Genomic DNA, 13,250 nt, shown 5'->3' with positions numbered 1-13,250 from the left:
TTCGCGTTCGGCGGCATCATCTTGCGCACAGCTTGCTCACGGATCTGCTCGGAATAGCGGGGCATCGAATGCTCTCTCTTCCGCCCCCCGCTCAGAAAAGTAAGAATCAAATCACCGGGCAACTATCCTGACAGGGGGGGGTCTCGTCCTGGAGGGGTTTGAGCTCGTTGACGTTAGCGCCCCGACTAGCGTTCCGCGCTCGCAGATGCCGCCACCCTGCATTTGGCCTGATGCGCATCCCCTGCGCGCCTATGAATCTTCTCCAACTGGCGCAGGCGTGATTAGCTCGAGAAAGATCAGACTTCTCGTCGGTGAGCAGCGGCGAGGAGGAGGAGCAACTGGGGAGGCAAAGCAGTGCGGAGAGTCCGATGGCTAATATGGCTATGGACTGGCGTGGCAGCGGCAACCATGAGCGTGCCTACGGTGCTCGCACAGACTCAGGACGACGAAGTTGAGGCTCTCCGAAAAGAAGTCAGGGCGCTGAGAGATCTCGTCAACGAACTCATTGAAGCCCAAGCATCAGAGCAACAATCCAACGATGTAAGTGATGTAAGGGTCCTAGACGAGCCCGTTTCGCTCCCGTCTTCCGAGACCGACACCCCGGCGCAGCCCGCGAGGCAGGCCCGTCTCGACCCACGCGGCTCTCTTGCTACGCGTCAACCGCTCGGCCGTTTTCCAGACGATGCTTTCGTCACGACCGGGCAATTCGATAGGTCAATCGGAGTCCCGGGAACCAATGGTGCATTTCGCATTGGGGGCGCAGTCCAGGTTAGCGCCAATTTCGATACGGACAATCTGGGATTCCAGCAGATCGGTACGCCGCCAACGATCCCGCTGAACGGCAGTGTTGACGATCGTGAGCAACAATCGGCGATCCACGTCCGACACAGTCGAGTCAACTTCGACTATCGGGCCCCGACTGAATACGGTGAATTTCGCACGTTTGTTGAATTTGATTTCTTTGGCGACGGCGACGAGTTTACGAACGACTTCGACCTGCGGCTGCGCCATGCAGCCGCTGAATGGGGGCCGTGGAAGATAGGTCAGTTCTGGTCTGGGTTTGTGGACGTATTTTCCTTTCCCGAAACCGCTGATCCCGGCGGACCATTGGCTGCGCCGGTGCTAAGAAATCCAGGAATCTATTACGTTAGCGGTGAACGCGAAGAGTCAAACTGGGGGCTGGGCATTGAGAATCCTGCAGCCGATTTAGGGGGTAGCACCGACTTGATCGCGTCAGAGCAGATACCGAACGTCGTTGCCTTCTCCAAGATTCAGCGCGATTGGGGCTATCTGCGGATCTCGGCGCTCGGCCTTCAATTGAGGTCGGACAATGACTCGGATTTCACAGGCGGGGTCCATGTTTCCGGTCGCATCAACACACCATTTACGGGGTCTGACCGCAACAACGTCTCCTTCGCCACCCAGTATGGAGAGGGGTTCGTACACTACTTCTCCTCGTTTGTTGGTGAGTTGGATGGGATTGTCTCAGACACGGGAGCGGTTGACGCCACTGGGATACTTGGCGCCTTTCTAGGGTACCAACACTTTTGGGCAGATCGTTGGCGGTCCACAGTCACAGCGAGCATTTTTGATCTTGATTCTCCTGAAGGATCCACCCCCCTGTCCTACGCTAGCGGAGAGCGCTTCAGCGCGAATCTCTTTTATACGGCCAATGAGAACGTCACCTTCGGAATTGAAGGAATCTACAACACCATAGAAACAGTCAACGAGTCTGACGGCGACGGTGTGCGGATCGAATTCGTCGCGCGCTACGACTTCTAGAGCTAGCTGAGGACTTGGGATGGGCGCGTCTGCGACCATTTCATGACGTCATTGATGGCCGGCGTGCAGCCGAGTCGGCGATGCGGCTGAATGACTGGCTTCGCCGATGATCAACCGATCATCGTCACAGACAGGTGAGTGTATTGCACGATCGCCGAACGGGACTTGCGTGCATCGTGCGCCACGAACTGTGGGGCCGCTGTCATCACGATCCCACGATCAGGTTCAGGGTGCTAGGGGTCGTTGAGCCCGCCACGAGATCGGATTCCGAGGCACGTGGGGGAGTTGGGGAGGTCGGTGTTGTGACGTTGGGGGCCGCGGGGGGCGCTTCGGCGGGAGCGATAGGTATCCTCGCCGGAAAGCGCTCGGACGTGAGCTCCTGGGCGGCGAAGATGGGGCGCAGGAACTGGCGGTCGTAGCGGACGATACAGCCAGACATCCTCACTCGAAGGGCGTCGTCGAACGTACAACTGTCGCCTCCGCCTGCCGCGCTCACCGTCATCGCGCCGTGTGGCGTCAGGTGGTTCGACAAGGCCGGGCAAGCAACGCCCGCTCTGCACCCGTGCCAATCGCGCGAAGCACTCGGCCCGCACGAGACGGGAGCCCCCGCTCCCCGACAGCGCACCCGCCGCTCAACCTCCCCTGGAAGCCCGACGGTGGCGATGCCTACCTGGACTTGACTCTGCCGAGCGATGACCACTAACACGCCGCTGATCGAACCCCGCTGGGAGAAGTGCTTCGACTGAGTAACGCAGCCCTACGCGGCCTGGATCTGTCGGTCGCACACGGCGAGGTGCTCGCGATCATGGGCCCGAGCAGCAGCGGCAAATCAAGGCTGCTACAACGCCTCGGAGCCCATTGCACCCTGCCATCCAGCGATACCGGCGCCTTGACGCCCTGCCTAAGCCCCACGCTTGCGTGAGCGTCCCGCCGGCGGCGGATGCGGCAAAGTCACTCGTCACCCGCTAGGAATATCGCGGGTCTTGGTTCACTTGCTTGATGAGCGAACCTATCCGATTGCATACCTAAAGCCGGCTAGTGTGCTGTCCCAGAAGTTCGTTGAAAAATACGCACAGGGCTTTTCGTTCCTGGGTGCGGCGCGAGGACGAGCGTGGCAGGCCCCACGGGAGGAGGAGCAACGTACTCAGGGGCGAAAAGTACCCGCGTATTTTTCAACGAACTTCTGGGGCAGCACACTAGAGTGCTCTCGCCGGGCGTCAGAGCGAGTCGCAAGGGCGCTCGCGGCCTGGCCAATTTGCCTTATACGTCTTACAACGACGGAATCGGCGGTCAGTTTCGTACCCTTTATCGGACTGTTGCGACTAAAATTGTTATGTAAAAGTCCTTTCCTCGTCGCGTGACCTGCTCCCTAGGTCCGTCGTTGCGCTCTCAATGCGTGAATCCGCAGTCACTTCAGGCGAAGTTTCGTTTGTCGAAGCACCTATCGATCTTGATCGCTAATTGATGCCAAATGCGGGCGACAAGGGCGTGGTCGAGGCGGCGCCTATTTCCGTTTCAGGGCACTGTTGTCGCGTCCTCTCGCCCGTAAGTCATAGACCGGCGATTCACTGGTACCGATCTCAACGGCTGAGGTCGCGCCTTGGGGCGTCAGTGTTAGCGAAAAACACTCGTTTGCGATTTGGAACGTGTCGATTCTAAACGGAAACCGCGTCCGCCAGTTCCCTCGAATTTGGACGCCCACAAAGCTAATAAAACGAATAACAAATTGGGGCCGATTCAGGTGACGGAATCGGTGTTTCGCCTTTGGACTTGATTCGATGACTCGTCGTCTATTCCCGCCAGTTCTTGAAGAGCGGCCTTCTGGAGCAGACCCCGGCGAGGTGCCGTTGCAGCCAAATTCCTGTCGTTGCGTTTGACGTAATGCCAATATAGGTTAACTAGCGTAAGAGGTGACTAACGAAGCTTCTTTTGCGCCAGCTTACGTGTAAGCGAACGTGAAAATTAGGTAGCCACTAGATTCCTGGGGCAGTAGTGCGTTGCAAGCGACGAACGAATGGATGCAACCGAAGAGCGTTTGGTTTGGAGAAGGCAGAAGGTCGTCGCGCACCACCCCGTCGCCCCTAGCGTCAAACGCGCAGGCCACTCTCGCCTCGGCAGTAGGAGGGGTAGATCGATGTTGATTGAAGTCTCGCCCCGCAGCCGTGCGGACAAGGAGCCTACTGGCCCATCGCGCGACTGCGCCCCGAGCTGCTGGCGGGAATGCAGCGTTTGGGAGTCGCACCGCGCCTGGCGCCTGCGCGTGGTAACTCCTGGCAAAGGGCGTGGGTCACAGCGCTGGCCGGGGCTATCGATACTCCAAGTCGCAATGGCTTGCGCAAGGGGCCTAGGGAGCGACTGCCTGTGGCTGTTCGCCACCGGCGCCGCCTCTGTGCGGCGGTTTGGCGCCCGAGTGTCGAGACTCACCGCCATGGAGCGGTCGAGACCGCCCGGCTGCGCCCGCTTGAATTTCCGTTCGAAAGAAGATGGTGCTGCTGTGGTCGCCGAGAGATCACTGCTCTGCGTGGGCATTGCACCGGATTTCCGAATCATCAGCTGGATACACAAAGAGTCAGCACGCCGCCTCCCGGTGGCCGCCCCTTATCTGCGCCGCGGTGAGCGAAGAGCCGCACAGGGCCTGAGTTTCAAAGGCAGTCCGGTGATAACAGTTCGACTGCAGCGGACCGAGGTCCGCAGCAGCGGTACAGCATAGGTACTTAAATGAGTTCAACGAACGGAAACTTGATCGACGTCTGTCAAGCTCACGCAGATGCCCTGGGGGAAAAGCGGGTTTTCACCTTTACGAAGTACCGCCCACGGAAGGAAGTCGCAGAGCTATCGTGGAAGGACCTAGATCGCAACGCCCGTGCGCTCGCGCAGAGAATCCAGACACGGGCGAGCGTAGGCGATCGCGTTCTTTTGCTGTTTCGACCTGGCCTGGAGTTCACCTCTGCCTTTATGGCCTGCCTTTATGCCGGCGTGGTAGCAGTGCCATCGCCCGTGCCGCGCGCAGGGCTCGGGTCGGAGCGCTTAAATGGAATCGTTCAGGACTCAGGCGCGCGCCTGGCGCTGTCAGAGGCGTCGGTCCGAGAACTAATAGAAACTGAGCAGCACCACGCCGCGCCAGACCGCGATCTCGCCTGGCTCTTGTTCGACGACGTTGACTTAGCAGACCAAGGTCAGTGGTCCAAGCCGCATCTGTCTGATGAGGATTTGGCGTTGCTGCAATACAGCTCTGGTTCCACCGGGACGCCGAAAGGGGTCATGGTTAGCCACGGCAATTTGATTCATCAGCTCAATCTTTTGCGTGACTCAATGGCGTCGGGCGCTGATAGCCGTTTTGTCTCCTGGCTCCCAATATTTCACGATCTCGGTCTTATTGCTGGCGTGTTGTCTCCCATCTATGTGGGGGGGAGCTGCGCGCTAATGGCGCCAGCGTCTTTCGTCGAGAAGCCGGTGCGTTGGCTGGAGCTGATATCGCAGACAGCAGGGGAGATCAGCGCGGCACCGAACTTCGCCTACGAGCTTTGCGTGCGTTCAATCGGGACGGAGCAGTGTAAGGAGCTTGATCTCAGCCGCTGGCGCTATGCGATGAATGCGGCGGAGCCGATCAGAGCTCGGACCATCGATAGCTTTGTGTCGAAGTTTGCGAAGTGCGGTTTTGATCGCGCCGCCGTGTATCCGGCCTATGGGCTCGCCGAAGCCACGCTGATGGTGACGGGCGGCGGTCGAGCTGGGGAGCCGCAAGTATGTGCGGTGGATAGCCAGACCCTCGAGAAGAACGAAGCCGTCCCTGTGCCGCTCAACGCGCCGAACGGCATCACGTTGGTCGGTTCGGGTCAGGTGTTGGCTGGGCAGGACGTGAAGATCGTGGATCCGGAGACCCGGGAGGAGCTTGGGGAGAAGCGCGTTGGCGAAGTGTGGGTGCGCGGCCCGAGTGTCGCGAGTGGTTACTGGCAGCGTAAGCCGGAGACCGTGGAGACCTTCCAGGCGACTTCGCAGCAGGGCGCGCGACAGGCGCATGGGCATTACGCCCTACGCACCGGTGATCTGGGCTTTATGCTGGATGGTGAGCTCTTTATCTGTGGACGACTGAAAGACCTCATATTGATTCGCGGGCGTAATCTACATGGCCCGGATATTGAGCGGATCGTGGAGTCCAGCCATCCCGCATTGAAGCCGTCATCCGGTGCCGCCTTCGCGGTTGATATAGACGATGAAGAGTCCCTAGTGGTCGTGCAGGAGGTGGATCGTCACGCACGTCTTCGCGAGGAAGAGCTGGATGCCATCATCGATCGGATCCGCCAGGAGATCTATGAGGCCTACGAGGTGCAGCCTAGCGCCGTCGTACTGATGCGACGGGGAATTCCGAAGACTTCGAGCGGGAAGATTCAACGTCGTAAGTGCCGCGCCATGTTCCTGGCCGGACAGCTGTCCGCGTGTCGGCGATGGGACAGTACCCCTAAGGGAGAGGCTCAGCGCATTCCTGCTGAAGGCTCTGCGCAGCGGATTGGACAAGCGGCTTCTCGCGATTCAGCGCTGACCGCAGTGGAAGGCTGGCTCATCAATGCGTTGGCACAAGCCACGGGCAAAGCGCCAGAAGCGTTAGGTGGCGATTGTGTTCTGGAGGATCTCGCACTCCCAAGGGCTGAGCAGATGGCCTTTATCGAGCGGGCGGAGGCGCGCTTCTCGCGCCCCTTGCCAAGGTCTTGGGTAACGGATTTTAAAACCCTGGGAGATTTTGCCGAGACGCTTGCGGGCTCCAATATCGAGGCGAGTTCCTTCGCTGGCCTAAGCACAGATCAACTTCAATTCAGTCTCGACGGAGGCCAAGAGGTTCGCGACGAGCCCATCGCTATCGTTGGCATCGGCTGCCGATTCCCAGGCGCTAAAGGGCTCGATGAGTTTTGGGATCTGATGTGTAAAGGCGTCGATGCGGTTACTGAGGTGCCTGACACGCGCTGGCCAATCGACCAGGTCTACGACGAGAACCCGCTGGCCGTGGGCAAGATGAACACGCGACGGGGTGGCTTTCTCGAAGATATCGAGCTCATGGACCGTAACTTCTTCCAACTTGCGGTGCGCGAGGCGATTCGCATGGATCCGCAACACCGCCTGATGTTGGAGGTGGGTTGGGAAGCGCTCGAGGATGCGGGAATGACCGCAGAACAGGTGTCGGATTCTCGCACCGGTGTCTTCGTGGGAATCTCCTCAAGCGATTACGCCCAGGTCCAGTTCACGGACGAGACGCTAACGGATGCATATGCTGGCTTGGGTTGTGCGCTCACCATGGCACCAAGTCGGATTTCGAACTTCCTGAATCTACGCGGTCCGGCTGTGGCCGTGGATACTGCATGTTCGTCGTCGTTGAGCGCCCTGCACCAAGCTTGCGTAAGCATTCGTCAGGGCGAGTGTGAGCAGGCCTTGGCTGGGGGCGTGAACATCCTCCTCTCTCCGGTGGTCACCATGTGTTTGACCAAGGCCGGGATGATGTCACCAGATGGCCGCTGCAAGGCTTTCGATGCGCGGGCGAACGGCTATGTGCGTGCTGACGGTGCTGGCCTCGTTCTGCTCAAGCCCCTGTCGAAGGCTCTCGCTGATGAGGACACGATTTATGCCTTGATCAAGGGCTCGGCGTCGAACCAGGACGGGAAGGGTAGCGGTATCGCGGCACCGAACGGTGAAGCGCAGCAACGTGTGGTGCTCGCCGCGTGCGAGGACGCGGGTATCGAGCCGGGTCAACTGGACTATGTGGAGGCGCACGGCACAGGGACGTCCGTTGGTGATCCCATCGAGGTGAAGGCGCTCGGTGCCGTGGTGAACATCGGCGCCGAGCCCAACACGCACTGCGCCATCGGATCGGTGAAGACCAATATAGGTCACTGCGAGTCCGCCGCCGGCGTTGCCAGCCTGATCAAGGCGGCAATGATCCTTAAGCACGGCATAGTGCCGCCGAGCCTGCATTTTGAAACGCCGAACCCGCAGATTCCCTTCGATTCGCTGCGACTGAGGGTGCAAACAGAGCTCGAAGAACTGCCCAAGCGAGATCGCCCGTGCTACGTCGGCGTGAATGGCTTTGGCGTTGGGGGGACCAACGTGCATATGGTGCTCGAGCAGATTCAGGCACCACGGTCCGGCGAGCCAAGCGCAGACGACTCGGACGCGCAGCAGCAAGATGCGCGGCAAGCGGATTCGGGCTCATCGCCCGTACGCCCCTGGCTACTTCCCATCAGCGCGCGCAGTACGGTCTCACTGAAGGAGAGCGCGCACAGACTGGCGTCGTACTTGCGGGACAATCCGCAGGACGGAGCCAGCCTTACAGCGCTCTACCGCACGTTGACCCAGAGACGTAGCCGGCTGGAGCACAGTCTGACGGTGGTGGGTAGAGATGCGAACGAGCTCGCCGACGCCCTCGAGGGCTACGCACAAAGCAACTATCACGCCAACGCCCGTTACGCATACCAGGTCAATCACGCCTTCGCCGCGAGCAAACAGGCACCGAAGCTGGCCTTCGTGTTCTCGGGGCAGGGCTCGCAGTGGTGGAAGATGGGGCGTGAGCTCTACCGTCACGAAGTCCTATTTGCCGACGTTATCGATCGCATTGATGCCCTATTGAGCCCGCTGATGCAGTGGTCGCTGGTCGACGTGCTGATGGATGATGAGAACGCCTCCATGCTGGATCAAACGATCTACGCGCAGCCCGCGATCTTCGCGCTTCAACTCGGATTGGTGCGACTGTATGAGAGTTGGGGAATCAGGGCGGATGCGCTAGTAGGTCACAGCGTTGGTGAGGTGGCCGCGGCGTGTGCGTCGGGTGCCTTGTCTCTTGAGGACGCGGTGACCCTGATTGCTCATCGCGCGAAATTGATGCAGGCATCGACCGGGAACGGGCGCATGGCGAGTATCAACACCTCTATGGATGAGGTTCTTCCGCGCATCGCGCCCTATGAGGGGCGGGTGAGCATCGCAGCGGTGAATTCCCCAGACGCCATCGTCTTGTCCGGAGAGACGGAGGCCCTCGACGAGCTACTGGAGGAGTTTCAGGCGCACGGCATCGTTGCGTTCCCGCTACCTGTCAACTACGCCTTCCACAGCGCGCAGATGGAGCCTTTCAAGCAGCAGCTGATTGCGGCGCTTGGCGACATTGCCCCTGGGGCCTGTGACATTCCGATGGTGTCCACGGTAACGGGGCGCTGGTGTGTCGACGATGGCGGCCTTGATGCCGCCTACTGGGGCGACAATATGCGGGAGAAGGTTCACTTTACCGCTGCCCTAGAGACCCTGGTCGCAGATGAGTTCCACGTATTCCTCGAGGTAGGCCCGAGCCCCGTGCTGAACGGCGCGATATCGAGCACATTGAAAGCACTGGACGCGCGGGGCAGCGTGTTGCAGAGCCTGCTGAAGGAGAGCGATGAGCAGCTGAATCTGCTGAGCACCCTGGGCGAGCTACACACGCTCGGTTGCGAGGTGAACTGGCAGGGCGCGTCGCCCGCCGTGCGAGGCGCAGCAGCACCGAAAAAGCTATCTCTGCCCAGGTACAGCTGGGATCGCCAGCGCTACTGGCTATCGTCGGCCTACCAGAAGGTGCTCAAGCGCATGAATGCTCACCCGCTGCTCACTGCGCGTTTGCCCGTGGCGCAGTCGGCGTGGCGCTGCTTTCTCGACGAGCAGTCGATTCCGTTCCTAAACGGACTGATCGTAGGCGACGCGGTGCAACTTCCTTCCGGCATTGCTGTCGAGCTTGCGCTGGCAGCCTCGTGTGGCGACGGCGCCAGTGATGATTCGCAGGCCACGAACCTGGTGGAGCTCAGCTTCGGTCGCCCCATGGAGTTTGACCGTGGCGAAGACTTTCCGGAGCTGCAGGTGCTGGCCCAACCTGACGAGCAGGGCAACGTATCCCTTGAGGTCCAGGCAAAGCCTGCTGACGTCGACGGTAAGGAGGTAGGGGAAGAGGCTGCCTGGCGCCCCATTCTCAAGGCAACGGCGGCGAAGCCCTGCGCCGTCGAGATAGCCCCGATGTCACTGAAGGAGCTGGAGGATAGCTCTAGAGAGGTCTTCGATGCTGCGGAGATCTACCGGAACCTTGGGGAGAAGGGGATCGACTACGCTCAGAGCATGCAGGTCGCGAAGACCATTTGGATCGGCGATCAACACGTGCTGGCGAAGCTGCGCCTCGATGAACTGGGCAACGAGGCGTGGGGTACCTATCACCTTCATCCACTCGTCTTTGAGGCCGCGGAGCAGATCGGGCGCCTGTGCCTGGGCTACAAGGCGAACGCGATCGAAAAAGCTCACATTCAGGCGGTACGCCTGATCGCACCGACTGAAGACCTTCAGTATGCCTATGCGAAGACCTGGAAACCGGTCTTACCAGGCCATCCCCTGCCGGGCATCGACGTCATGTTGCTCAATGCGGCGGGTGAAGTTTGCCTCGTGGTAGAGGGGTTGACCTTCAACGAGGTTCGCGACGAGTCGCAAGATCTGCTCAGAATTCCGAGCGATCCGGTCGATTGGTTGTACGACATTGACTGGCAGCTCACCCCGAGAGAGGTCACTGCCACCGGGGGAGGGAGCTTTGATCCAGCTTCGCCATGGCTGATCTTCTCCGACGAGGCGGGCGTGGGTCGCCAGCTACAGCAGTCAATAGAGGACAGGGGGCACCGCTGCGTTGTCGTGCGCAAGGGCGACGGGTTCGCCCAAGTGGATGAGCGCGAGTTCCGCGTGTCCACTACGTCGCTGGATGACATTCAGAGAGTCTTTGACACGGTGTTCCCGCAGGGGCGGAGCACGGGCTGCAATGGCGTTATCCATCTTTGGAACCTCGACGTTGCGCCGCTCGACGATTCCACGACGGTGAAGACTCTCGAGCACAGCGTTGGTCTTGGAGTAGTCAGTACGATTCACCTGATCCAGGGAATTGCCTCATCACGCTTGAGTGTCTCGCCGCGCCTGTGGCTGATCACCGCCGGGTCCCAGGCACTCTCTGGGGAGACCTCGGGATTGGAGGTGGCGCAAGCACCCGTTTGGGGGCTCGGCAAAACAATAGCCATGGAGCATCCTGAGCTGAGTTGCAGTCGCGTCGATCTGAGTAGCCCACCCACCGCTGGTGAGCTGGAAGCGCTGGTTGAGGAAATCTGGGTTGATGGTGGGGAAACGCAAATCGCCTTGCGGGAGGAGCAACGCTACCTCGCCCGACTGGTGTTTCACCATGATGCTGCTGAACGCCCGCAGGGCAGCGATGAGCAAGAGGCCGCACCAGTCGGGGGGGCCGTCGAGGCGATTGCCGACCAGGGCACCGCCGAGTGGGTGCCACCGGAACGTCGCTCCCTGCGAGCGGGCGAAATCGAAATCGAGGTGGCGAAGGTGGGCGTCGAGGCAGGCAGTGGCGAATCGTCTGCCATTGACTCGCGCGAACAAGGTGTCTCCGGCCAGCAGGCCGTTGGACGAGTGGTGCGCACCGGTCTTGGCGTCGACGATCTACGCGTCGGAGATCAGGTTGCTGTCCTGGGCACGCACTGCCTCGCAAGCTACATCACGTTACCCGCAGGGCAAGCCGCGGTGTTGCCGCAGAGTCTTGGCGATGAGGTGGCAGCCGCAAGCTGCAGGCCCTATGTGAGCGCGCTTTTCGGCCTTAAGGATCTGGTATCCCTCAAGGCAGGCGAGCGGGTGTTCATCCACGGTGCCGATACGGCGCGCGGTTTCGCCGCGGCTCAGGTAGCCGTTTGGCTCGGTGCAGACGTGGGGGCGTCGGTGCTTTCGGCCCAGTCTGAGCGGGCTGTGCGGGAGCTGGGTGTTCGCGCGGTATTCCCATCGGCGAAACCTTCACTGTTCCAGTCCCTGTGCGAGCACATGTCCGTCGGCGGTATGGATGTCATGGTGAACTGCTGTGCGGGCTTTGACCTTGGCCACTTCCGGCCTTCCTTCAGCGGCTTCGGTCGCTGTCTCGATCTAACCGATTCTGGCGGCAATCAGACGGGCTTGCGAACGGGCAACATCGGCCTGTTCGTGGTCGACGAGGGCCATCTGATCGAGACGGGCAAGCAAGTCCTGGGCGCCCTGCTCAACGATGTGGTGAGGTACCTGGCGGACGGCACGTTCCGGCCTTTGGCGAGTACCGTGATCGCCCTGCAGGACTGGCCCGACGCGGCGCCCGCCGGCAGTCAGGCCATCGTGATCGATTTGCCAGAGACCTCCAAGAGTGGCACTGACATCGCTACGGCCTTTCACGACAACGCTACCTATCTCATTACTGGCGGTCTAGGCGCACTGGGCTTGGCTATTGCCGAGCGTATGGCCCAGAGCGGGGCGCGCCACATCGTGTTGGTTGGACGCCGAGAGCCTTCGCCCCAAGCCCAGGAGGTTATTGCAAGACTTCGTGAACAGGGAGTGGAGTGTGTCGCCATGTCCGTTGATATGGCGCAGACAACGGACGTGCAAGAAATGCTTCAGCGGATACGTGCGTCAATGCCAACCCTGCGTGGCCTGATTCACGCCGCGGGGATTTTGGAGAATGCCCTGCTGGTCAATCAGGACGAGCAGTGCATTCGTGCGGTGATGCCAGCCAAGGTGGATGGCGCCTGGCACCTACACGAGCAAACGTGCGCTGAGGAGCTTGATTTCTTTGTCATGTTCTCCTCCTTGGCATCGCTGATCGGCTCTGCGGGCCAGGGCAATTACGCCGCCGCTAATGGGTTCCTCGACGGATTGGCTGAACACCGCAAGCGCCTGGGCTTGGCGGGGCTGAGTATCCATTGGGGACCTTGGGCGGATATCGGGATGGCGGCCGATGCCCACAACCAGGCTCGCCTGGAGGAGCGTGGCATGGGCATGCTCCCGGCCGAGAAGTGCATGGACCTACTGGAAGCGCTGATCATCTCCCGGCAGCAGGGAGCCATCGGTGCTATCGCCATGAACTGGGTGCTGTGGAGTCGCGCCTTCCCCGCCGCAGGCCGCGCTCCCTTCGTGGCTGACCTGGTGCCGAAGAACCAGGACGTCGGTCAGGCTGGTCGCAGTCAGCTTACGGCCGATCACATCGCCTCTCTCGATGCCGAGTCGCAGCTAAGGGAGGTACGCACGACACTGCATCGCGCCGTCTGTCAGTCCCTCCAGCTCGATGCGGAGAACCTGGATGTCGACGTGCCCTTGAGCGCCGTTGGCCTGGATTCCATCGTCGCCCTGGAACTGAAGAACCGCATCGAGAGCATGATCGATGTCACGGTGAACACCCTTGCGTTGCTCAAGGGGAGGAGCATACGGGACCTTGCTAGGGACTATCGAGATCAGCTGCTGCACACGGGATCGGCTAGCGACGAGGCGTCGGAGACCTCAGCAGATCCAGAGACCGAAGCGGCCGACGACTACGCGCAAAAGCTCCTAGTCAATATCGATGAGATGAGCAACGAGGAAGTTGAGGAGCTGCTTTGCGCCATTGAGGACGACAAGGAACCGGCGGGCAGCGTATGAGCGCCCTA

Annotated in this window: 3 protein-coding genes; all 3 read left to right on the top strand. The window is 60.4% G+C overall.

The window, feature by feature from the left end; all coding sequences use genetic code 11:
- Nucleotides 1-408 precede the first annotated feature (408 nt).
- The 3 genes from AAGA68_22915 to AAGA68_22905 all read left to right on the top strand — a co-directional run bounded on the left by AAGA68_22915 (nt 409) and on the right by AAGA68_22905 (nt 13,242).
- Nucleotides 409-1,782 carry a DcaP family trimeric outer membrane transporter gene (locus AAGA68_22915; protein MEM9387924.1) on the top strand — a complete coding sequence of 458 codons (1,374 nt, stop codon included), beginning with the start codon at nt 409-411 and terminating at the stop codon, nt 1,780-1,782.
- A gap of 733 nt (nt 1,783-2,515) precedes the next feature.
- A complete protein-coding gene (locus AAGA68_22910) occupies nt 2,516-2,704 on the top strand; it encodes an ATP-binding cassette domain-containing protein (protein ID MEM9387923.1) in 189 nt (62 codons plus the stop codon).
- A gap of 1,796 nt (nt 2,705-4,500) precedes the next feature.
- Nucleotides 4,501-13,242, top strand: a complete 8,742-nt coding sequence (locus AAGA68_22905) for an SDR family NAD(P)-dependent oxidoreductase (GenBank protein ID MEM9387922.1) — start codon at nt 4,501-4,503, stop codon at nt 13,240-13,242.
- Nucleotides 13,243-13,250 lie beyond the last annotated feature (8 nt).

This window comes from Pseudomonadota bacterium (genome assembly GCA_039193195.1).
GTDB lineage: Bacteria > Pseudomonadota > Gammaproteobacteria > Steroidobacterales > JBCBZW01 > JBCBZW01.
Note: the sequence above shows the minus strand (reverse complement) of the source record. Positions and strands in the feature narration are given on the sequence as shown.